Origin of the sequence: Burkholderia cepacia, assembly GCF_001039005.1 — a bacterium.
Lineage (GTDB): Bacteria > Pseudomonadota > Gammaproteobacteria > Burkholderiales > Burkholderiaceae > Burkholderia > Burkholderia theae.
The window spans coordinates 40399-62415 of the sequence record NZ_LDWR01000079.1; the positions used below are offsets into that span (position 1 = coordinate 40399).

The window sequence follows — 22017 nt, forward strand, 5'->3', positions numbered from 1 at the left end:
TCAAGAATTGTTATTGGAGGCCGTCTGAACCCGGCGCCAGCGGATGTCGATTGTGAACCCGATACACATGAGAACGCCATACCATGCAACACATGACAACCACTGCTGCAGTGTGGGACGCCCCACAGCCCACAACGCAACAATTATGCCTGCGAGCATGATGAGGTACCAGTAAACGGCGGTACGCCTATGACCGATGCCAAGGCGAACCATTCTCTGATAATAATGCTCCCGGTGCGCTTGCCAAAATTTTTCTCCCCGTAACAAACGTCTCGATAGTGTTACAGATGCGTCAGCAATAAAGGGGGCGAATACCGTGGCGGGAAACCACACGCCCCAGATCGCTTCGCGCCAGCCCCAATAACCGAGCGCGCCGGCAAGGAAGCCGAGCGGAATCGAGCCCGCATCGCCTAGAAACAGCCGGGCCGGATGAAAATTCAACAGCAGAAAGCCGAACGCGGCGCCCGCGATCGCCACGCTGCCCGCGGCGAGTTCCGGTGCCAAGTGCGAACCGCCGAGCGCCGCGGCAGCATACGCGCCGAATCCAAGCACCGCCATTCCGCCGGCAAGGCCGTCCGCACCGTCCATGAAGTTGTACAGATTGATCAGCCAAACCATCATGAAACCCGCGCCCGCGAGGAACCACCACGGGGCGGCGGCCGGATAGGCGACGATCAGCGCAACGACCGCAATCAGATGCGTGGCGAACCGCACACGCGCGGGCAGCCCGCGCCGGTCATCGATCTGCGACACGGCCGCCAGGCTCGTAGCAGCAGCAGCGATCAACCACATCTGCGGCGCGAGCCACAGCAGCAAGACGACGCTCACCGGCACAATGCCCCAGCCGCCGACACGCGGGGTCGGACGTGTATGCAGCGAACGGTCGTTCGGAATATCCGTCGCGAGCCGCCACGCCAGCCCGGTGGCGAGCAACGCCCGGAGGATCATCGTCGACGCGGCTGCGGCGGCCACTGCCACCGCGAGTGCCGCAAACCACGTGGTAATCGCGAGATGCATGTTGCCTATTGTCAAAGATCCCGCGAACGATACCACGCCGCGGTCTGGCTCAGACCGTCTTCGATATCGCACGGCGGGTACCAGCCGAGCACATCCCGCACGTGACGGGAATCCAGCCGCAGCTCGCAGACCAAACGCTCGACTTGTGCCGTGCGCCCCGTCAGGCGGCCGGCCAATCGTAACCAGGAAACCGGGACAGGAATGACGCGCGCGGGGGCATTCAGACACGCCGCCAGCTTCACCACAAGTTCCGCCACCGACAAATCGCGCGCGTCGGCAACGTGAAATGTCTGACCTGCTGCACGTGGATCGAGCGCGCACTGCACCAGGACATCGGCGAGATTGTCGACGAAGATCATGCTACGACGCGCAGACACTGCCCCCAGCGGCAACGGCATCCCCTTGGACAGCGCACCCATCAGGCTCAGAAAATTGGCCCGTACGCCCGGCCCGTAGACGAGCGGAGGCCGAACGACCACGACCTCCATGCCCGATTCGCGACCATAGTCGGCGAGCGCGCGCTCGGCTTCAAGCTTCGAAATTCCGTACGGATCCAGCGGGAGCGGGGCATCGTGCTCGGAGAGCGGCGGCCGCCCCGAGCTGCTCTCCGCAACGGCCTTGATACTGCTCACATATACGAATCGCGCGGCACCTGCTGCGCGCGCCGCCCGGGCAACGCGAAGCGCACCCTGCACGTTCGTCGCACGGTACGCGTCGAGTGGCTCGGCGGCATGATCGCGCATCACGTGCACGCGTGCGGCCAGATGAATTACCGCGTCGCACTGCAACCCTGGCCCTGGCGGCCAGGCCCGATCGATGTCCACAAAATCGGGCCGATCGTGGATCCACTCGCGCCCGATACCGGACGGACCTTGCGCATGACGAACCAACCCGACGGTCTGTTCGCCACGCAGAAGCAATGCCCGAGACACCGCCCGACCGACGAAGCCATTGGCTCCCGTCACTAGAATCACTCGAGACATGTCGTCAACGGGAAACGGCGAGACACCCGAATGCATCGGCGTCGCCCGACGAGCCGCAAACCGCACAGCGGCGGGCCAACATGCCCGGACGCCACGGGGGTGCGAAACAAGCGGCGAAGCAAGCGCCGCCGCATGTCCTGGATCGGTCGATGCGTTCCCGACTGCTCCATGCGCGACCGCGGTTCGTCATATCAAGCAGCCGACCGGCTCAGGAAATCCGTATAGGCCGCCGCAATCCCGTCGCGCAGCGACGTTTGCGCCTGCCAGCCAAGCGCGCGCATACGATCAACATTGAGCAGCTTGCGCGGCGTGCCGTCCGGTTTGCTTGCGTCGAAGACGATGCGACCGTCAAATCCGACAACGCTCATCACCGTTGCCGCGAGCTCGCGAATCGTCACGTCCTCGCCCGTTCCGACGTTATACAAACCCTCGGCAATTCCCTGCTCCATCAGGAACACGCATGCGGCCGCGAGATCGTCCACGTAGAGGAACTCGCGCATCGGCCTGCCCGACCCCCACACCACGTACTCGTTATCGCCTCGTGCTTTCGCCTCGTGCGCCTTGCGGATCAGTGCAGGCAGAACATGGCTGTTGTTCAGGTCGTAGTTATCGTTCGGGCCGTACAGGTTCGTCGGCATGACTGACACGTAGTGGCGCCCGTGCTGACGATTGTAGCTTTCGCACATCTTCACGCCGGCGATCTTCGCGATCGCATACGGTTCGTTCGTCGGTTCGAGTGGACCGGTCAGAAGGTATTCCTCCCGGATCGGCTGCGGACACTCACGCGGATAGATGCAACTGGAACCCAGGAAGCAGAGCCGATCGACACCCGCGCGATGCGCACTGTCGATGATGTTCGTCTCGACGACGAGGTTCTCATAGATGAAGTCCGCGCCATACGTGTTGTTCGCGTAAATGCCGCCGACCTTCGCCGCCGCGACAAATACGTAGTCGGGCCGCTCCTCGCGCATGAACTCGCGCACCGCCGTCTGATCAAGAAGATCCAGCTGGTTACGGGTACGCGTCAGGATGTTGGCGTATCCACGCGCCTCAAGGCAACGCACTAACGCAGAACCGACCATCCCGCGATGCCCGGCGACGAAAATCTTCGCATCCTTGTCGATACTCTTCATCATTCACGCCCAACGGAAACATTGAAGCCCTCGCGCTTGAGCAATGCATGCTGGCGCGCCTTGTCCAGATCGTGCGAAACCATCTCCTCGACCATTTCGTCGAGCGTGATGCGCGGCACCCAGCCAAGCTTTTCCTTGGCCTTGGTCGGATCACCGAGCAGCGTTTCCACTTCTGCCGGGCGGAAGTAGCGCGGATCGATCTTGACCAGCACGTCGCCAGCCTTGACTGCCGGCGCTTTGTCGCCGACCACCGATACGATTCGGCCCTGTTCGTTGACACCCTCGCCTTCCCACGCGAGTTCGATGCCGAGCTGGGCCGCCGCCTTGTCGATGAATGTCCGCACGCTGTACTGAACACCGGTTGCGATAACGAAATCCTCAGGCTGCTCCTGTTGCAGCATCAGCCACTGCATCTCGACGTAGTCGCGCGCATGGCCCCAGTCGCGCAGCGCGTCGAGATTGCCCATGAACAGGCAGGACTCCAGGCCTTGCACGATGTTCGCCAGGCCGCGGGTAATCTTGCGCGTGACGAAAGTTTCGCCGCGGCGAGCGGATTCGTGATTGAAGAGCACGCCGTTGCACGCATAAAGGCCGTACGCTTCGCGATAGTTCACCGTAATCCAGTATGCATAGAGCTTCGCCACTGCATACGGCGAGCGCGGGTAGAAGGGCGTCGTCTCCTTCTGCGGCGTCTCCTGAACCAAACCGTAGAGCTCCGACGTGCTTGCCTGGTAGAAGCGCGTCTTCTTCTCCAGGCCCAGGAAGCGAATCCCTTCCAGGAGACGCAGCGCACCGATCGCATCGACGTCCGCCGTGTACTCCGGCGCCTCGAAGCTCACCGCAACGTGAGATTGCGCGCCGAGGTTGTATACCTCGTCCGGCTGTACTTCCTGGAGTATCCGGATGAGGTTCGAGGTATCCGTCAAGTCGCCGTAATGCAGTTTGAGCCGCTGGTGCTGCGTGTGCGGATCCTCGTAAATATGATCGATCCGATCCGTATTGAACAGCGATGCACGTCGCTTGATGCCGTGTACCTCGTATCCCTTGCTCAACAGGAATTCGGCAAGATACGAACCATCCTGACCGGTGATACCGGTGATCAGCGCCTTTTTCATCGTTTCAACCTACCCAAACAAATTTTGTGAAACATCCAATAACTTTGCCGTACGAACAACATTCGCATTCGTACGGCCTCGTGATTCAACCTGCCCGCCTCAGGCCTTCGACTTGTTGCGAGCCACAGGCCTCCTCGACTCTCCTCCCAGCATACCAAAGCATCACGAGGCCGTCGTAGTCCCGCGCGCAAACCCGACATGCGACCACGTCCTGGCCGCCCCTGCCGATTCCGATATGCTACCGTATCCTGCTGCCCGCACCGTCACGTCCAGCGGCACCGCGATCATCCGCGAAATCACAAAACACGTGACAACATCATCACCGCCCCCGCATGAGCGCCGCTGTCTTCGTCCAGCTTGACCAGTCCGCGTACGATGGATCGGAAGCCCTCGGCGAAGGAAGGAATGGCGGAAATACGCGCTGCCATCGTATCGCCCAGCTTGCCTGTCTCGCCTCTCGGGGTGTGCCATAGGCTGTCCAGCAAAGCGAACGAATGAAGCGTCATCGCCGGAATGATGGAGATTTCCTGTTCGACCGCGAACCCTGCCGACGAGAAGTACTCTCGCCAGCGCCCCAGCGGTTTGGCATTGACGATGTTGTGGCCCCCCCGATACCGGGCGTCCGCCGCCTTTGCCTCCTCATGTAAACCGCACAGATTCATCACCGCCGAAATGCCGATGTCCCGACTGAAATTCTCGGTCAGCACGCTGCATATCAAACGCCCGTTCTTCTTGAGCCTGCCGCGCAGGTCCTGCAACGTCCTGTCGAGATCATGCGCCTGCACCAATGCGCTGCGCACGAAAATGACATCGAACTCGATGCCTGCGGGCAATTCGGCGAGGCGACCGTGCTCCCAAACCTGACTGTAAGGGCCATACAATGCTGCGACCTCCGCGGTGGCCGGGTCGGGCGCCAGCCCCTTGATATCCGCCGCACCTGTCAGAATCAGATTTGCCAACCGGCCGTCCGCGCACCCGACGTCTAGCACCTGGCCCGATACCCTGATCTTCCGATAGGCGGCATACTCCCACGCCAACCACAGGACGTACGAAGGCGCGTTCGGATACAACGCGATCAGTTCGTCATACGCGGCAATGATCTCTGACTCGCCGACCGTCGCTCCTGGCTTCGCTCGCACGGAAACCCCGGTGCGCTTCTTCGCACCGCCCCGGTCCAGCAGCGGCCCATAAAGCTCTTCGAACCTGACGGACACCTTGGCCGTGAAGTGATTCTCCCAATCGCCCGCGATGCCCTTTCTTTCGTGATCGTAGATCGCCTCGCTGCCGCGCGCACGCCCGGCGCTCAGGTTCTCGAATCGGTTGTCGACGATGCCCTGGCGCACGAGGCTCGCAGGAACATCGATTCTGCAGTCGCGACGCAACGCATCTCCGAGAATCTCCACGTCATTCGCAAGCAGGTCCTCGTACCAGACGATCTTCTGGTCCGACCGGAGCCATGACGCATGAATCAAGGCACTGGCCGGAAGCCATTTCTCCGCGAGAAGGATCAGACCATCCTCTTCGCTCAACTCGTTCAGCGCGTTCCTGATGGTCCCCAGTTCATTCGACATGACGGCGTGACTGTATCGCGCGCTGAAATACGACGATACGAGCGTGTCGCGAAGATCCCGCAAGACGACCAGCGCCCGCGAGTTCGACGGCGGCTTTCTCAGCAGGAACTGCTCCCTGGTCACGTACGTGGTCGGATATATCTTCCCCTCAATGAGCGGATCGATAAAGAACTGCCTCTCCCCAACCTTGGGCGGAACGATGCGATCCGGCTGAAGTTGCCGCAGGATCTTCAGAATCCATTGCGAGCCGGCCTTCCAGTGCGTGATGTGAAATACCGTCGCCGGCGCAGGTTTGAAAATTCTCATAGGAAAATGGTGATGTGGGATTGCGACATGCACTGCCATGGCTTCGCGACCACAGGCGGCATCACGCCGCTGCCGTCAAATTCACACCCGTAAGCAGTCGTGCCGGCCTCGATACCACGCAACGCAACCTCCGCATCGCGACGCCCCTCCCTACCACGCGTTCATCCTTCGTGTACGGCAATTAGGCCTTGGGATGGCTCCGGCCAGCACATTCGCGCCCCCAAACCGAACCAGCATGGCGACGCTCCATCCACCAATGCCGCGCCAGGAACACGCCATGCGAACAAAATCCCGCCAGTCGATTGAACCTGCCCGACGCGTACCGGTTACGCAGCCTCGCCATTTCGGCGCGGCCGGTGCTCGCCATCTGAGCTTGCGTCTTCTGATCCGCATGGACCCGAAATCCACCCAGCAGGCGGGGAATGTGCGCAAACCGCGCCCCCTGCTCGAGGAAGCGTAATAGCAACGCCCAATCCATCGCAAACTGCAATTTCGCGTCGAACTGAGCCGCTGGCGCCGCCACGAGCGCGGCCCGCCAGAAAAGCGTCTCTTGAGGAACGTAGTCGACATGACGCAGCACCGACGCCGCATGTCCGGGCAATATCCAACGCCCGACCTCGCACCCACCCTCGTCGATGATGAGACGATTGCCGTATACGACATCCACCTCGGGATGATCGCGAAAAAACCGCCCGACCGTCTTCAGCGCACCCTCCAGCATGATGTCGTCAGCGTTCAGGTATGCATAAATCGCCCCGTTCGCGCGCGTGAATCCACGGTTCAGCGCGTCAGCTTGCCCGGCGTCCTTTTCGCAACGCAGCTCGAATGAACCCGCAGGGAACCCCCGCAACACATCCAGTGTAGCGTCGGTCGAGCCGCCGTCCTGGATAATGTATTGCAGGGCCGGGTATCCTTGGCTCAGCACGCTCGATACGGTAGCCCCGATGTAGGCGCCCTGATTCAGGGACGGCGTCACGATTGTGATCGCCGGCAAATCGTCGTCACTGCCGGCCTCGACCGCAACGACTTCGATCGGGCGAGCTGCGTACTGATGAAACAGGCCCAAACGTATGCCGAGAATCTTGCGCAGCCGAGTTCCCGTCAGCCATTTCCGCAGGCGCCAGCTCATGGTCATTCCGCCAGCATCACGCGCGTCGACGACTCCAGCCCCGCGAGCCCGTAGAACGGCTGCGCGTCATACCCCAGCTGACCGCGCGGAATAACAGAAAAGCTTTGTGCAGCCGCGACGACGCAATGCCGGGTGGCACTGGACTCGAGTTCCGCCATCGTGATGCGAGCACGCTGGCTGTAGATCGCGCGCGGCCAGGTTGAGAATCCGAGATCCACGACATACTCGCCCGGCCCCAGGTTCAACGGGATTTCAAACACTGCCCGCACGATCGAACCCGCAGCAATGGTGCCCGGCACCAATCCATCGGTCTGGGCAGTGTGCTTGCCATGGACGACCACCCCTTTCTCGGTCCGGATAACGAAACCGGCGCAAGGCGTTTCGAGTGTTTCCGACACCTCGAACTCGCAGTAGAGACGCATCAGTTCCCCCTGCCTGAACACCTGCTTGGCGGTGTCCCGGTGGTCCATCAGCGCCATGCGAAGGCAGCGCACCGTTCCCGGTCCGATCTGTTCGCGCGTGTCCATGCTGGCAAACGGTCCCGCCGGCCAATCGAACGTATCACCGCGCGACGAGCCATCCGACATGTCGTCGCCGGATTCGCCACTGATCGTGATCGTCTGATGATCGGTTACATCGTTCGCACGGTCGTGCGCATTCAGATGTCCGAGCGCGTAATAACGATTCACGGCCTCGACCGGGTCGCCAAAATAGACCGGATCGCCGTAGTTGAGCAGCAGCACCTTGTCGCAATAGTGCAGGATGTCATCCATGCTGTGCGTGACAAGAATAATGGTGCAGCCCTTCTTGCGCAGACGCTCGAGACGCTCGTAGCACTTCAATCGGAAGAAGATGTCACCGACGGCCAATGCCTCGTCGACGATCAGGATGTCCGGATCGATACACGCCTGAACGGAAAACGCCAGTCGGACGAACATCCCGCTCGAATAAGTCTTGACGGGCTGGTCGATGAAATGACCAATATCGGCAAATGCCTCAATTTCCGGGAAGATGCGATTAAATTCCGCCCCCGAAATACCCAGGATCTGCGCGTTCAGCCGCGCGTTTTCGCGCCCCGTAAACTCAGGGTTGAATCCCGCCCCAAGTTCGAGGAGCGCCGCGATCCGACCGCTCACCTGAATCTTCCCGGTGGTCGGCGGCAGAATGCCCGCGATGATCTGTAGCAACGTCGACTTGCCGCTGCCGTTCTGTCCGATAATCCCGAAGAAATCGCCGGGATTGATCTGAAAGGAAACTTCCTTCAGGGCCAGGAATTTTTCCGCAAGCTGAGCCTTTGGCGCAAACATCTGTGCAATACGCTGCGCGGGCGACTTGAAGACGTCGTACGTTTTCGAAACGCCATCAACCTTCAACGAGAAATCAGAGGACATCTGCGAAACCTCCCCGCAGCTTGCGGAACACGAAGTTTCCAAACCATGCGAAAACGATCGCGCCCGCACCATACGTCAGCAATGCCGACCAATCGGGTGGTGTCCCCTGAAACAACATCCCACGCACCGACTCGACCGGCAACGTCAGCGGATTGATTTGAAGAAGCCAGCGGAAGTGTTCCGGAACCATGGTGGCCGGGTAGCAAATGGGGGCCGTGAACATCAGGATAGTCGACAGATGGGTCGTGAGCTGGCTCAGGTCACGAAAATACACGCCGAAGGCGGACAGCAGCCAGCCGAGCCCGAGACCAAGAACGACCAGAAAGAACAGGGGAACCACGATCATGAACGCCATCGGCGTCAACGTGCCGTGCACCAAGAGGAAGCCCCCAAAAAGAATAAGGAATCCGAACATCACGTTAATGATCGCCGTCACCATCGTCACGACTGGAAGGATCTCGAGCGGAAAAATCACGCGCTTGACGAACGAGACATTGCTGACGACGAGCGCCGGACCTCGCGTCAGTATCTCCGCCAACAATGCATGAATGAGAATGCCGACAAACAGGATCAACCCGAACGGCACCTCCCGTCCGGTGTTAGGCACGGTGACGCCCCAGCGCGAACGCAGCACGACCTGAAAGACGAATGCATACAACAGCAACTGAATCAGCGGTTGCGCAACCACCCAAAAGCCGCCCAACGCCGAGCTTTTGTAACGCTGCGCCATCTCGCGCTTCGCCAGTTGCCAGATCAGGCTCGAGTGCTGAACCCACCCTGTCATATGGCGTCGATGTGACTGTTCCATTTAGGATCCTTGTTGCAGAGCGACGTCAGGCTTACGCGCCACGTCTGACCTGATGAAGCACCTGCATGAAGTCGCGAGCAAATGCTAGTTGGCAACTACGATAATCGACGGGCACCTTGACCGGATCCGCTTCGATGTATCGCTTCATGCAATTCGCAAGCTGCCGCGCGTCACGCGCATCGAAAAATTCCGCGTTAGTGCCGATCTGTTCACGGTTCGTCGCCAGATCCGAGGCGATCACGTACTGCGAGTACGATTTCGCGTCCTCGACGACCGTCGACCATCCTTCGAACAATGACGGCTGCACGATGCAGATCGCGCGCCCGAAGAGTGCAATCTGATCCTCGCGGGCCAGGAAGCCGAGGAAACGAACATTGTCCTGGAGTCCGAGTTCCGCCACCCGGCGCTTCAACGACTCCGCGTGATCCGGCGCACGGTGGTCATGCTCCTTGCCGGAGAACGCGACAGTGACCGGGATGCCCTCCTGCTTGAGGAGGTTGACGGCCTCGATCACGACCGCGTGGTTCTTGTGAATCCAGAATTGATTCGGGCAGTAGAAGAACCGCGTCGGCAGGCCAAGCTCGGCGACGACCTGCTCAGCCGGTCGCTGCGACTGCCGCTCGTGAAAGACCGCGAAATGAACGACATGCTTGTTCACCCGGGCTTCGGGATAAAACTCCTCGAAGTCCGCTCGCGCCGCCTCGCTGCTGAAGACGATATGGTTGAAATTCTCGAAATAGTAGCGATGCTGTTCCGTACGTTGCCGAAGCTCGTCCGCAGAGAAAAACTCAGGCAAGCGCTTGTCCTGAAAATCGGGAATCCAGCACACCGTCTGCTTCCAGTCCGTGCTGATCGGAAACGGAAAGATCATGTCGAATCGAAGCTCCTTCTTGAGGAACGAAGGAAGCAACTTGCTCTTCAGTTTCAGCCGTCGGAAGATTCCGCCATCGACACCGGCAAGCGTGGCCGGACGCACCCATTGCAGATACGGATAGCCGGTATGGTGGCGGATGAAATCGAACGATTCCTGGCCGTTGCTCAGCATGTAGATTTCCGGCTTTTCCGCATCCTGAAGCATGTTCAGCGCGGACACCAGATTCTTAATATAGTAGGTACCACCAATCCAGGAATCGTCGTAATTAAACGGGATGCCTAGTTTTGCTCTTTTAGCCACACTGCCACCTTACGAAGACCACTGACGATGTCGTACTTCGGCTCGAATCCGAGCTTCGTCAAACTTGAAATGTCTGCCTGCCACTGCATGGGATCGCCCTGGCGAGCCGAGCCTGAAAATGCGAGCTTCGGATGCCAATCGAGATGCGCCAGCAACGTTGTGACCGCCTGCTCGATCGGCACCGACACGCCGCTCGCGACATTGACAGCCCGGCCGTCGAACACGTCGCTCTGCAGAATCAGCGCGATGCACGACACGAGATCGTCGATGAAAATAAAGTCGCGTGTCTCTCCGCCCGTGCCGAACAGTTCCAGCGCCTCTTGCCCGCGCGCGCGGCCGTACACGTCCCAGAAGAGTTGCTTCCTGAGGCCCGGGCCATATGCCGAAAAAATCCGCAACGAAACGGACCGAACGCCGAACTGCTCGAAATACTCGCGGCAAGCCAGTTCGGCGTAATACTTGTGCCAGCCATATGGCGACACCGGCGCCGCTGGCGCCGCCTCGGTCACCGGCATCACAGCCGGATTACCGTAAACGGCAGCGCTCGACAGATGAACGAAGCGCGTCCCAGGACTATTCACACGAATCGCCTCGAGCATTTCAATCACACGACGCGCGTTCAGCAGGTAATCGTGCTGCGGATCGCTCAGCGACGCAGGCACGCTGGCGGCACCGGAGCAGTTGATGCAGACGTCCGGAGCGATCGACCGCAACAGATGTGCGTAGTCCGGATTGTCTTTGTCGTAGCAGACAAAATCTTTCGCATCGCTTGGAAAGATGTCCGCGCGCACCACGTCGCAGGTGGCTTCGAGCGTATCCGCGACGTGGCTTCCGATGAACCCGCCGGAGCCGATGACGAGAACCCTCATTGGACCGCCTCTTCCCGATCGAGCACAAACGAATACGGGCGACCCGCGACGTCCAGCTCCGACAGATTCGCCAGTTCCTGCTCCGAATGCGGGAAATAATTGATGACGCTGTCCGCGAAGCCCAGGGTTCGGTGTAACCGCAAGCCCGCCGCCCTCACGAAATCGAGATACTGCTCGACCGTGTACGCGTTTTCACCGCCGTAATAGTGATGGAACGCATGCCCGTCCAGAAACCGCGCTCGATCGTCCTCGTCGAAAATCACGTGCTCGCGAATCAGCAACGCGACGCCGTTCGCGGCAAGCAGTTCCTTGATTTTCTTGAGCGAAGTAACCGGATCTCGAAAATGATGAAGCGCTTGCCGGCAATAGACGACGTCGAACTGTTCGTCGACATCCAGCGACTCCATGTCGCTGCTGACTATGCGCACCCGCTCCCTGATGGTCGGGTCGACGTTCATGGCGACGAAGTTGAGCAAGGTTTCCGCTGCGAGCGTGCCGACGATCCTATCGCCCGACTTCTCGACCAGCTTGACGTGATAGCCCTCCAGGGCAAAGGCAACCGCCATCACGCCATTGCCGCCACCGACGTCGATCATCGTTCGCGCGTGAGGGCACTTGGCGCGAATCAGTTCCAGCGTGCCGACGAACTCGCCGCTTTCGCGAAAGCGCCGCAGCGACATACCGGAATCCGCGCTCAGGTATGAGCTGTCCAGGATGTCTCGAAACTGCGGATCGCCTTGCGACGCGCCGACGATATCCTCCCAGGACCACGACTCGCGCGGCACCAGCTTGATGAAGCGCGCCGGATTGCCGCCATAGACGGAAAACGGCGCAACGTCCTTCGTCACGACCGAGCGCGCGGCAACAACCGCGCCGCGCCCGATGCGCACACCTTTCATGATGACCGACTCAAAGCCGATCCATGCGCCATCCTCGATAACGATGGGCTTCGACACGACCTGCGACCAATCCTTGTAGGCGCCCGTCTGACCGATATCAGCCGAGCATTTCCAGTCATATGCATCGTTCCATCGGACCGCCGGATCCAGCGAGTGGGAATCGCTGTCGATCAGCGTGCAATCCCACGAAATCAGAACGTTGTTCCCGATGACGATCCCTTCCTCCTGGGAGCAGATTATCTTGCAGCCGCTCCCTATCGAACTCTTGTCACCAATGGTGATCGTGCCGAGGCCGCGCTCGAAAACGTAATACCCGCCGACATGGCTGCCGTCACCCACCCGCAAGTACTTCCTGTGCTCCGGCTTGACACGAACGTCGACGATCGCATGCTCCAGTCGCGCGCCTTGACCAAGTTCGACGAAGCGCACGCCGCCGTAATCAAAGCCTGCGTGATGAATCTGCCGACTGACCGCCTGGCGTCCGCGGGCAATGGCCTTGCCGACAACCCGCCGCGCCGCTGCACGGCCATGCGCGACGATGCGCCGATAGCCCTCGCGGCTCGCGAACGCGCGCAAGCGCCGCGCCATCCGCAACCGACGCATCAGCTTCGGATCCTGGGAGCGCACCATCTTCAGGAACGCCTGAGCCGACCAGTCGCCATGAAGGCGAACGAACTCGACGTCGTCGTCGCTCAGCTTTGCCGCCAACCTCGTGAGGAACTCGCCCTTGAACTCGTCTGCGACGTGTGCCTCATAGAAATTGAACGGCGCGATATAGCCGACCAGGATACCCGCGAAATTCTCGCGCGCTCCGTGCTCGGCAAACAGCTTCAGGCATTCGTCGCGCACCGGAATGAAATCGAACGCCTTGCGATCGTTCAGCTTGGTCGTCGAACCTTCGCGCTGGTAATAGCGGTACGTGATCCCGCCATCGACGTACACACGCTTGGCATTCAGCATGAGCTTGATCGCGAATGGGTGGTCTTCGTAAAAGACGCCTGTTGCGAAGCGGATACCTTTGTCGATCAGCAACTGCCGCCGCGCGATCAGTCGCCACGGCGGCGCAGTCCAGCACGACACGACAGCGAAGTCGGCCGGATCAGCCGCCGGCTCAATCACCTTCCCGACCAAGCGCGGCGGCACGACGCTCGCCGGCTGGACGGCCCCACCATCCCAGAAATACTCGAAGTTCGCGACGAGGACTTCCGGCGCGAACTGCTCGAGAATGCGGGTCATGCGCAGCAGGACGTTATCGACCAGACAGTCGTCGCTGTCGACGCACCAGACATATTCGCCCTGCGCCTGATCGATCCCGTTCAGGCGCGCGGCTCCTTGCCCGCTATTCGGCTGATTGATGATACGAATCCGGGGATCCCGCAATGCATAGTGCCGCGCGATTTCTTCCGTTCGATCTGTCGAGCCGTCGTTGATGACAATGATCTCGTAGTCGTGAAACGGCTGCTCCAGAATCGACAACAGGCAGCGCTCGAGGTATCGCTCAACGTTGTAAGCAGGGATGATGAAGGAGAGCTTCATGTTCCTTGGTTGCGAATATAGGTGTTAATACGGCCAAGCTTACGCCTGATACGCTGCGCCAATGAAGCCGGCGTCAGGGCAACGTTCTGACGATTTGCGTGCGCGGAGGACGCCACGATCCGCACGCGCGTCAGCAATGCCAGCGCAACCGCATTTTGAAACCGCGATTCCGACATGTGCAACCGCAGGATATCCTCGAGTCGCTCGCCGCTGGACCAACCGCGGATGGTCCGAAATACGTGCTCCGCATCCTCGGTTCCGAGAAATGGAAAATTCTCGACAATCGAGCGATACGTTTCGGCCAGCGTCAACTCACCCTGGACAGTGGACTGGCCAGCGAGAGAAAAATGAACGGCGACGCGATCAAGCCGCAGGCAGGTGCAACCAGCCCGAATCGCGCCATGAACCCACTTCGCATCCGCGCACATGCGATAGGACGTGTCATAGGGTCCTACCCGGCGATACGCCTCCGGCGTCGCGAACATCGCGTTGTGACAGAAAGGCACGCCGCTGACGAGCGCGCCAGCATTGTAGTCCTCGTCGGCACGCAGTTGCGAAGTCCCGTCCGCCGCAAACATCAGAGCCTGGCCCGCCACGATGTCGGACGGCTGCGCCGTCCACGCATGAGCCACCGTGCTCAAAATACCGTCGGCCAGCTGATCGTCCGAACCGAGCACGATGATCAGATCGCCGGTTGCAAGGGCAACCCCTTTGTTGATCGCGTCGTATATCCCGTTGTCCCGCTCGGAGCGCAACTGGCCGATGAGATCCTCGTAACGTGCCGCGATCGCCAGCGTATCGTCCGTCGAGCCGCCGTCGACCAGAATCACTTCAGCGGCAGGATATTGCTGACTGCGCACCGACAGAAGAGCCTGATCCAGCGAGGCGGCCGCGTTGAACGTCGGCACAATAATCGAAAATTTTGGATACATATCTTCCCAACATAGCCGCCCGGGCGGTCGAACCGCGTCCCGGTTAGCGCGCGAACGGGCTCATGAGCAACCGCACCCCTACCGACACCGGCATCTTGGCATACCAGACAAGCGGAACATGCCCGTAATGGATCCTGACCGTCCGCATTGCCTCGCGGTAGTGTTGAACAGGATTGCGAATCGTCTTGGTCACCATGTGCGCGCGCGTCGCAGCGACAATTTCGTCGAGGTACCCCAACGAGCCGCCATACTCTGCAAGACGCCACCACAGGTCGTAATCAAGTGCATACCCCAATGCGCCGTCCAGCCCCCCGACAGCCTCCCATGCTTCGCGTCGCATGATCGTTGCGGGCTGCGAAATGAAGCAACGCCGGGCAAAGCGCGACCGATTCCACGCTTCAGTACTGTAAGGCCTGAGGGGACGGTCGTTCGCATCGATGACCATCGAACGGCCGTACACGGCGGGCACCGCCGGTTGCGCATCGAGCGCGGCGACGAGCCGTTCGAGTCCGTTCGGCATGTACGCGTCGTCCGAATTCAGCCATGCAACGTACGGCGCAGTCCCGCGTGCAATCCCTTCGTTGATCGCCTGCGCCTGCCCACCGTCGGGATGACTCCTCCAGTAGGCCAGTTTGTCGTCCCAGCGCTCGAGTATTTCGCGCGTGTTGTCAGTCGACCCGGCATCCAGGACGATCACTTCGACGGGTACATCTTGGGAGAACACCGAAACGAGAGCCCGCTCCAGAAACGCTCCATGATTGAACGTTGGAATGGCAATCGTACAGCGCGCAGAAGGAGCTGGCCGCTTGGTCGTGAACTCATTCATCGCGATACGGTATTTGTAAGAAACGTCAAGATGGCCCGGGACCCCCCAAGCCAAACCCAAGATTATATCGAAATCTTACAGCCATCCCGGCGCGTAATCGCAAGCAATTGTGAATGGCGGCGCATCCGCGGTCTGGTGCGTCGCGACAACATGGCCACGCACGCACGTCGCAATGCATACAACAGGCCACTTACCGCGATCGCATGCCCCTGAAATCGTGCGTCAATCTTGGCGTCCGGCGTCAAGCCGGCCACTTGCATCGCTCGCACGGTAAAATGCGCGTGCCGATCGACCGGACCGCCTGTCATCCGCCCCCATTCGGGAGCGCCGCTTCGCGTTCGCAAACCGGACAACTGCGCAAGGACACTCTGCACGCGAGCCAACCGCAGATTGGCAAGCAGTCATAGCACCATCGCCCCACACACCAACACTCTGACGACCACAATGCTTGACAACGCATCCTTCCTCCAGGTCATAGGCAATAGTCCGCTGATATCCATCGACCTTATCGTGCCCGACGGCCAGGGGCGTTTTCTGCTGGGCCGCCGAACCAATCAGCCAGCCAAGGGCTATTGGTTCGCACCCGGGGGGCGGATTCGCAAGAATGAGCGAATGAATGACGCATACCGCCGCCTGTGCGATATGGAACTGGGGTTGCGCAACCTGGAACTGGCCGACGCCACGCTGCAAGGTGTGCATGAGCACTTCTACGACAGCAATTTCGCGGGCGTGACAGGCCTGTCGACCCATTATGTCGTGCTGGCTTACGAGATGCCGCCGACGCCGATCGACCTGAGCACCCTGCCTCCGGACCAGCACACCGATTACCGGTGGGCGACTCCGGCCGAGCTGCTCGAAGACGAAACAGTGCATCACTACACCAAGGCCTACTTCGGTTAACAGGGCCGCTGCGCCGTAATCAGATGTAAGCGCGATTGACACGTGACCGAATAAGCTGCGACAAGATGCCCTTGTCTGTCTGCGCGTCACGGTCGCCCTCGGCCCGCCGCACTGCGTCGGATCGCGGGCCCACGCCGCATGTCTCCCGCTCGGGGCTCATGCGAAAGCAAAGTATACTTTGGCGTCTTGTAGTCGCATCAACAGCCCGGTGCGCCGTGAGGTCCACGTCAACGCGGACAATACTTCGCTGTACTTGCAGCGACTAAACTTACAGGACGATACTCTCGTCGAATAAGGGACATCGTGTATTTGATTCCAACGATCTTGTGTGGTGGCGCAGGCTCTCGTCTGTGGCCCGTTTCCCGGGAACTCCATCCGAAGCCGTTCATGCGGCTCACGGACGGGCAAAGCTTGCTCCAGAAAGCCTTCCTGCGCGGAGCAGAGCTGCCCGACGTCCGCGAAGTCCTGACGGTGACCAATCGCGAGCTTCTGTTCAAGACGGAAGACGAGTTCCGCGAAGTCAACGCAGCGAAGACGGCAACGTCGTACATCCTGGAACCGTTCGGTCGCAACACGGCAGCCGCGATCGCAGCTGCATCATTGCGCGTGGCCGACGCCCACGGCAGTGACGCGATTCTGCTGGTGCTGCCCGCAGACCATCTGATTCTCGACCAAACCAGCTTCGGCGAAGCCGTGGCCAAGGCAAAGGCACTTGCGTCGCAAGGCAAACTCGTCACGTTTGGCATCCAGCCCGACAGGCCGGAGACCGGCTACGGCTATATCGAGGCCGATGGCGACGTCGTGCGGCGCTTTGTCGAGAAGCCGTCCCTGGAAAAAGCGGAAGAGTACCTCGCGACGGGCCGGTTTCTGTGGAATTCGGGGATGTTCTGCTTTTCCGCTGGCACCATGCTGCAAGAAATGGAAAAGACCTGCCCAGAAGTCCTGCAAGCGGTGCGTGCATGCGTGGCCGAATCCCGCAGCGTCGCCGGCAAAGGCTTTTCCCAGCTTGAACTGGATGCCGATACGTTCGAGAAGGTACGCGAGGACTCGATCGACTACGCCGTCATGGAGCGGTCGTCGTCGGTAGCGGTCGTGTCGTGCGACATCGGTTGGAGCGATATCGGCTCGTGGGATGCGCTCGGCGATCTCACGCCCGCCGATGAGTCCGGTAACCGGGTCGTTGGCCAGGCGATGCTGCGCGATTCGACCAACTGCTACATCCAGAGCCCGGATCGACTCGCGGGCGCCGTGGGAGTCGAGAATCTCATCATCATCGACACGCCAGACGCCTTGCTCGTCGCACACCGGTCTCGCGCCCAGGACGTCAAGCATATCTACGCGAAACTCAAGACCGAGGGGCACGAAGCCCACAAGGTGCATCGCACAGTGCATCGCCCCTGGGGTACTTACACGGTGCTCGAGGAAGGTGCGCGCTTCAAGATCAAGCGCATCGTGGTCAAGCCTGGCGCAAGCCTCAGCCTGCAGTTGCACCATCACCGCAGCGAGCATTGGGTGGTGGTCAACGGGGCGGCCAAAGTCGTCAATGGCGAGGAGGAAATTTTTCTCGTCGCTAACCAGTCTACGTACATCCCGGCCGGCCACAAGCATCGCCTGGAAAATCCCGGCGTCGTGGACCTTGTGATGATCGAGGTGCAGAGCGGCGAATATCTCGGTGAAGACGACATCGTCAGGCTCGAGGATCGTTACGGGCGCAAGTGACGAGCAGCGCGTTGCCGGGCGGGTGATCGCCCCCCCGAAAGGCGCGCCATTTCGATCGAGGGACCGAAGCGTGCCAACCGCGCCGCGCCCTCCCGACGCGCATGTGCTCGCCGCCCGCAAAGGCATTCGGTTCGGGGCGCAATGGCTCCCCGTCAGCAATCGCGGGCGGCGCAATTGAGTGGCGACCCGAGCCGGAGCGATGCGCACGCGTGCTGCGCATCGCAATTTCAATGACCCGTAGGGCCAATCAGTTGAAAGTCCTTCAATTCTATAGAACGTATTTTCCGGACACGTACGGCGGTGTCGAGCAGGTCATCTATCAGATAGCACGTGGCGCCATCGTGCGCGGAGTCGATATGGAGGTGCTGTCGCTCAGTCGCCGCGGCAACGAGGGCGCGCACATCGTCGACAATCACCGTGCGTATCGCGCTCCGCTGGATTTCGAAATCGCGTCGACAGGATTCTCGCTGCAGGCCGTGCGACGCTTTGCGGCGCTGGCGCGCGAGGCCGATGTCATCCACTACCACTATCCGTGGCCGTTCATGGATATGGTCCACTTCGTGACACGCGTCAAAAAACCCTCGATCGTCACGTACCATTCCGACATCATTCGCCAGAAGGGCCTGCTCCAGCTGTACAAGCCGCTGCAGAAGAAGTTCATGTCGAGCGTCGATCGAATCGTCGCGACCTCGCCGAACTATCTGGCCACGAGTGAAACCCTGCAAACGTACGCCAGCAAGACCACCGTCATTCCGATTGGTCTCGACGAGACATCGTATCCCGCCCCCAAGGCCGCGCTCATCGAAAAATGGCGCGCCGAAGTCGGCGATCAGTTCTTCCTATTCGTCGGAATGATCCGCTACTACAAGGGACTGCACATTCTGCTGGACGCGCTTCAGGGAACGGACTTCCCCGTCGTCATCGTCGGCGCCGGCCCGGTCGAGACCGAACTCAAACGGCAAGCCGAACGGCTTGGGCTCACGACCGTGCGCTTTCTCGGCGCACTGCCCGACGAGGACAAGGTCGCGCTCCTCCACTTGGCGTGCGCCCTGGTATTTCCGTCGCACCTACGCTCGGAAGCGTTCGGCGTTTCGCTGCTGGAGGGTGCAATGTACGCGAAGCCGATGATTTCCGCCGAAATCGGCACCGGCACTAGCTATATCAACGTGCATAACGAGACAGGGCTGGTCATCCCTCCCTCGGATCCCCCCGCACTCAGAAACGCCATGCGCTTCATTCGCGACAACCCCGAAAGGGCGCGCGAAATGGGCCGCCGCGGTCGTGTGCGGTACGAAACACTGTTCACCGCGAACCGTATGGCGGAGCGCTATGTCGCGCTGTATCGAGAGGTTGCCACGGAGCACCGCTCGCGGAACTGAGCTCGTCCGCAGCTCACCTGAAGTAGTCGGCAATGACAAGCTCGAACGCCGACCGCCAATTCGATCGGTTCAACGCGAAGGTCGAATCGAACAACGCGCAGTCCAGAACCGAATAGCGTGGTCGAGGCGCCGACGCGCCAAACTCGTTGGTCGTGATTGGTTCGACCGCACGGGTGCGAACGGCATCGCCACGCATCTCGCGCACGGCATCGACGATCGATTCGGCGAACGTGTGCCACGTCGTGCAACCGCCAGCCGTTACATGATAAATTCCGCGCGAGAAGCGCCCTTCGCGTCGCCGCTCTGTCGCGTCTCGTAGCGCAAATCCCGTGAGATCCGCGAGCATGCGTGCGGACGTGGGAGTGCCGTACTGATCCGCGACGACGCGCAGCGTGTCGCGCTCGAGCGCAGCATTCGCGATGGTGCGCATGAAGTTGCGCCCGCGCGCACCGTACACCCAAGACGTTCGAAAGACGAGCCAGTCGCCACCAACTTGGGCAATCGCTCGCTCGCCCGCCGCCTTGCTACGCCCGTACGCACTTCGAGGATTCGTCGCGTGATCCTCGCGGTAAGGCCGCGTTGCGTCGCCATCAAACACATAATCGGTCGAATAGTGGACCAATTGTGCGCCTTGCTTCCGCGCCGCTTCAGCGAGCTCGCCCACTGCTACGCCGTTGACCGTCGTTGCGAGCGCCTCCTCCGTTTCCGCACGGTCAACCGCCGTGTATGCCGCGGCATTCACGATCACGTCGGGACGGACCGATCCGACCACGGCAGCGATCGTCTCCGGGCGGGTCAGATCAAGCGCGGCGCGATCAAGTGCACATACCTCACCAAGCGGTTGAAGCGAGCGCTGCAATTCCCAGCCCAGTTGGCCATGCTTGCCGGTCAGCAGAATCTTCATGCAAATACCTCGGCATCTGACAGCCGCTTCCCGTTTGCATCCTTGGACGCCAACACCGGCTCGCCGTCCAGCGGCCACGCGACGCCGATCTGTACGTCGTTCCAGAGCAGGCACCGTTCGTGTTCAGGGAACCAATAGTCCGTCGTCTTGTAAAGGAACTCCGCCGTCTCCGACAAGACGGCGAAGCCGTGCGCGAATCCGGGTGGAACCCACATCTGCCGCTTGTTCTCAGCGCTCAAATGCACACCCACCCACTTGCCGAATGTCCGCGAGCTTCTGCGGATATCGACCGCAACGTCGAATACCTCGCCGTGGGTCACGCGAACCAGCTTCCCCTGCGCGTGCTGAATCTGGTAATGCAAACCGCGCAGGACCCCTTTCGCCGAACGCGAATGATTGTCCTGGACGAATTCCACACCGGCGGCCACGTGCTCCGCGAACTCCCGCGCGTTAAAGCTCTCGTAGAAATACCCACGCGCGTCGCCGAATACCTTCGGCTCGATGATCTTGACTTCCGGGAGTGCCGTGGCGGTTACTTGGATTGCCATGCGATCTGATCCGAAAGAATGTGTTCGAGATAGCGCCCATAGCTGTTCTTTGCTAGCGGCAGGGCAAGCTTGCGCAATTGATCCGCGTCGATCCACTTCTTGCGATAGGCGATCTCTTCCGGGCAGGCGACGACGAGGCCCTGGCGCTTCTGCAGCGTCGCGATGAACATCGCCGCGTCGATCAGTGAGTCGTGCGTGCCGGTGTCGAGCCACGCATAGCCGCGCCCCATGATCTCGACGTCGAGTGCGCCGTCGGCGAGATAGCGCGAATTCACGTCGGTGATCTCGAGCTCGCCGCGCGGCGATGGCTTGATCTCGGACGCAATGTCGCACACGCGATTGTCGTAGAAGTACAGGCCCGTGACCGCGTAGTTCGAGCGCGGCTTGGTCGGCTTTTCCTCGATCGACAACGCGCGGAAATCCCGGTCGAATTCGACGACACCGTAACGCTCGGGATCCTGGACGTGATACGCGAACACCGTTGCGCCGTTCGTGTTCTCGTCGGCCCGCTCGAGCTGCTTCGCGAGATCGTGCCCGTAGAAGATGTTGTCGCCGAGGATCAGTGCCGACGGGTCGTTGCCGATGAACGACTTGCCGATGATGAACGCCTGCGCGAGCCCGTCGGGCGACGGTTGCACCGCGTACTGGATGTTCATCCCCCACTGGCTGCCGTCACCGAGCATCGACTCGAAGCGTGGCGTGTCCTGCGGCGTCGAGATGATCAACACGTCGCGGATGCCCGCCACCATCAGCGTCGATAGCGGGTAGTAGATCATCGGCTTGTCGTACACCGGAAGGAGCTGTTTCGATACGACATGCGTAATCGGATACAGCCGCGTGCCCGAACCGCCGGCGAGAATGATGCCTTTACGTGCCAT

Annotated in this window: 19 protein-coding genes; 3 read left to right on the plus strand and 16 right to left on the minus strand. The window is 60.5% G+C overall.

The features are described 5' to 3' along the window. The 13 genes from VL15_RS35815 to VL15_RS35875 all read right to left on the minus strand — a co-directional run bounded on the left by VL15_RS35815 (nt 1) and on the right by VL15_RS35875 (nt 15749). The gene (locus VL15_RS35815) at nt 1-1017 is read right to left on the minus strand and encodes an MraY family glycosyltransferase (RefSeq protein ID WP_048251513.1); all 1017 of its coding nucleotides are present in this window, start codon (nt 1015-1017) and stop codon (nt 1-3) included. 11 nt (nt 1018-1028) lie between these two features. After that, on the minus strand, nt 1029-2000 hold the full coding sequence (locus tag VL15_RS35820) for an NAD-dependent epimerase/dehydratase family protein (protein WP_048251514.1): 972 nt from the start codon (nt 1998-2000) through the stop codon (nt 1029-1031). Nucleotides 2001-2191: 191 nt separating this feature from the next. Beyond that, nucleotides 2192-3133 carry a GDP-L-fucose synthase gene (fcl, locus tag VL15_RS35825; protein WP_155420369.1) on the minus strand — a complete coding sequence of 314 codons (942 nt, stop codon included), beginning with the start codon at nt 3131-3133 and terminating at the stop codon, nt 2192-2194. Beyond that, the gene (gmd, locus tag VL15_RS35830) at nt 3133-4248 is read right to left on the minus strand and encodes a GDP-mannose 4,6-dehydratase (protein ID WP_048251515.1); all 1116 of its coding nucleotides are present in this window, start codon (nt 4246-4248) and stop codon (nt 3133-3135) included. The genes fcl and gmd overlap by 1 nt, the downstream gene beginning before the upstream one ends. A 296-nt stretch (nt 4249-4544) precedes the next feature. Next, nucleotides 4545-6125: a methyltransferase domain-containing protein gene (locus VL15_RS35835; RefSeq protein WP_048251516.1), complete on the minus strand. Its 1581-nt coding sequence runs from the start codon at nt 6123-6125 to the stop codon at nt 4545-4547. Nucleotides 6126-6306: 181 nt separating this feature from the next. Then, nucleotides 6307-7254 (minus strand): glycosyltransferase family 2 protein, encoded by a 948-nt coding sequence (locus tag VL15_RS35840; protein ID WP_080971062.1) that lies wholly within the window; start codon nt 7252-7254, stop codon nt 6307-6309. A gap of 2 nt (nt 7255-7256) precedes the next feature. Then, complete coding sequence (locus VL15_RS35845; protein ID WP_048251517.1) at nt 7257-8645, minus strand: ABC transporter ATP-binding protein; 1389 nt, start codon at nt 8643-8645, stop codon at nt 7257-7259. Continuing rightward, on the minus strand, nt 8635-9453 hold the full coding sequence (locus VL15_RS35850; RefSeq protein WP_048251518.1) for an ABC transporter permease: 819 nt from the start codon (nt 9451-9453) through the stop codon (nt 8635-8637). Before VL15_RS35850 ends, VL15_RS35845 begins: the two co-directional genes overlap by 11 nt. Nucleotides 9454-9484: 31 nt before the next feature. After that, a complete protein-coding gene (locus VL15_RS39175) occupies nt 9485-10627 on the minus strand; it encodes a glycosyltransferase family 4 protein (protein WP_155420367.1) in 1143 nt (380 codons plus the stop codon). After that, entirely contained in the window at nt 10606-11496 is an 891-nt protein-coding gene (locus VL15_RS35860) for an NAD-dependent epimerase/dehydratase family protein (RefSeq protein WP_048251519.1), read from the minus strand. Before VL15_RS35860 ends, VL15_RS39175 begins: the two co-directional genes overlap by 22 nt. Continuing rightward, entirely contained in the window at nt 11493-13931 is a 2439-nt protein-coding gene (locus VL15_RS39180) for a glycosyltransferase (protein WP_053077772.1), read from the minus strand. The genes VL15_RS35860 and VL15_RS39180 overlap by 4 nt, the downstream gene beginning before the upstream one ends. Further along, nucleotides 13928-14863 (minus strand): glycosyltransferase family 2 protein, encoded by a 936-nt coding sequence (locus VL15_RS39185; RefSeq protein WP_053077773.1) that lies wholly within the window; start codon nt 14861-14863, stop codon nt 13928-13930. Before VL15_RS39185 ends, VL15_RS39180 begins: the two co-directional genes overlap by 4 nt. 43 nt (nt 14864-14906) lie before the next feature. Next, nucleotides 14907-15749, minus strand: coding sequence for a glycosyltransferase family 2 protein (locus tag VL15_RS35875; protein ID WP_230684601.1), 843 nt, complete (start codon nt 15747-15749; stop codon nt 14907-14909). A 384-nt stretch (nt 15750-16133) separates the two neighbouring features. On the opposite strand from VL15_RS35875, the gene VL15_RS35880 reads away from it, so the two are divergent. The 3 genes from VL15_RS35880 (at nt 16134) to VL15_RS35890 (ending at nt 19687) form a co-directional block, all read left to right on the plus strand. Further along, entirely contained in the window at nt 16134-16589 is a 456-nt protein-coding gene (locus VL15_RS35880; RefSeq protein WP_048251520.1) for a GDP-mannose mannosyl hydrolase, read from the plus strand. Nucleotides 16590-16892: 303 nt separating this feature from the next. Then, complete coding sequence (locus tag VL15_RS35885) at nt 16893-18308, plus strand: mannose-1-phosphate guanylyltransferase/mannose-6-phosphate isomerase (protein WP_048251521.1); 1416 nt, start codon at nt 16893-16895, stop codon at nt 18306-18308. Nucleotides 18309-18517: 209 nt separating this feature from the next. Next, nucleotides 18518-19687: a glycosyltransferase family 4 protein gene (locus tag VL15_RS35890; RefSeq protein WP_329955985.1), complete on the plus strand. Its 1170-nt coding sequence runs from the start codon at nt 18518-18520 to the stop codon at nt 19685-19687. A gap of 13 nt (nt 19688-19700) precedes the next feature. Here the strand turns inward: VL15_RS35890 and rfbD are convergent, their stop codons facing one another. Genes rfbD through rfbA form a run of 3 tightly spaced genes read right to left on the minus strand, consistent with a single transcriptional unit; the run spans nt 19701 to nt 22017 of the window. After that, nucleotides 19701-20591, minus strand: a complete 891-nt coding sequence (gene rfbD / locus VL15_RS35895; protein ID WP_048251523.1) for a dTDP-4-dehydrorhamnose reductase — start codon at nt 20589-20591, stop codon at nt 19701-19703. Further along, a complete protein-coding gene (gene rfbC, locus VL15_RS35900) occupies nt 20588-21139 on the minus strand; it encodes a dTDP-4-dehydrorhamnose 3,5-epimerase (RefSeq protein ID WP_048251524.1) in 552 nt (183 codons plus the stop codon). The genes rfbD and rfbC overlap by 4 nt, the downstream gene beginning before the upstream one ends. Continuing rightward, nucleotides 21124-22017, minus strand: coding sequence for a glucose-1-phosphate thymidylyltransferase RfbA (gene rfbA, locus VL15_RS35905; protein ID WP_048251525.1), 894 nt, complete (start codon nt 22015-22017; stop codon nt 21124-21126). Before rfbA ends, rfbC begins: the two co-directional genes overlap by 16 nt.

Excerpts from the sequence above, each read along its gene's own strand:
- VL15_RS35815 (WP_048251513.1), bottom strand. The coding sequence starts at position 1,017 with ATGCATCTCGCGATTACCACGTGGTTTGCGGCACTCGCGGTGGCAGTG.
- VL15_RS35820 (WP_048251514.1), bottom strand. The coding sequence starts at position 2,000 with ATGTCTCGAGTGATTCTAGTGACGGGAGCCAATGGCTTCGTCGGTCGG.
- fcl (WP_155420369.1), bottom strand. The coding sequence starts at position 3,133 with ATGAAGAGTATCGACAAGGATGCGAAGATTTTCGTCGCCGGGCATCGC.
- gmd (WP_048251515.1), bottom strand. The coding sequence starts at position 4,248 with ATGAAAAAGGCGCTGATCACCGGTATCACCGGTCAGGATGGTTCGTAT.
- VL15_RS35835 (WP_048251516.1), bottom strand. The coding sequence starts at position 6,125 with ATGAGAATTTTCAAACCTGCGCCGGCGACGGTATTTCACATCACGCAC.
- VL15_RS35840 (WP_080971062.1), bottom strand. The coding sequence starts at position 7,254 with ATGAGCTGGCGCCTGCGGAAATGGCTGACGGGAACTCGGCTGCGCAAG.
- VL15_RS35845 (WP_048251517.1), bottom strand. The coding sequence starts at position 8,645 with ATGTCCTCTGATTTCTCGTTGAAGGTTGATGGCGTTTCGAAAACGTAC.
- VL15_RS35850 (WP_048251518.1), bottom strand. The coding sequence starts at position 9,453 with ATGGAACAGTCACATCGACGCCATATGACAGGGTGGGTTCAGCACTCG.
- VL15_RS35860 (WP_048251519.1), bottom strand. The coding sequence starts at position 11,496 with ATGAGGGTTCTCGTCATCGGCTCCGGCGGGTTCATCGGAAGCCACGTC.
- VL15_RS39180 (WP_053077772.1), bottom strand. The coding sequence starts at position 13,931 with ATGAAGCTCTCCTTCATCATCCCTGCTTACAACGTTGAGCGATACCTC.
- VL15_RS39185 (WP_053077773.1), bottom strand. The coding sequence starts at position 14,863 with ATGTATCCAAAATTTTCGATTATTGTGCCGACGTTCAACGCGGCCGCC.
- VL15_RS35880 (WP_048251520.1), top strand. The coding sequence starts at position 16,134 with ATGCTTGACAACGCATCCTTCCTCCAGGTCATAGGCAATAGTCCGCTG.
- rfbD (WP_048251523.1), bottom strand. The coding sequence starts at position 20,591 with ATGAAGATTCTGCTGACCGGCAAGCATGGCCAACTGGGCTGGGAATTG.
- rfbC (WP_048251524.1), bottom strand. The coding sequence starts at position 21,139 with ATGGCAATCCAAGTAACCGCCACGGCACTCCCGGAAGTCAAGATCATC.
- rfbA (WP_048251525.1), bottom strand. The coding sequence starts at position 22,017 with ATGGCACGTAAAGGCATCATTCTCGCCGGCGGTTCGGGCACGCGGCTG.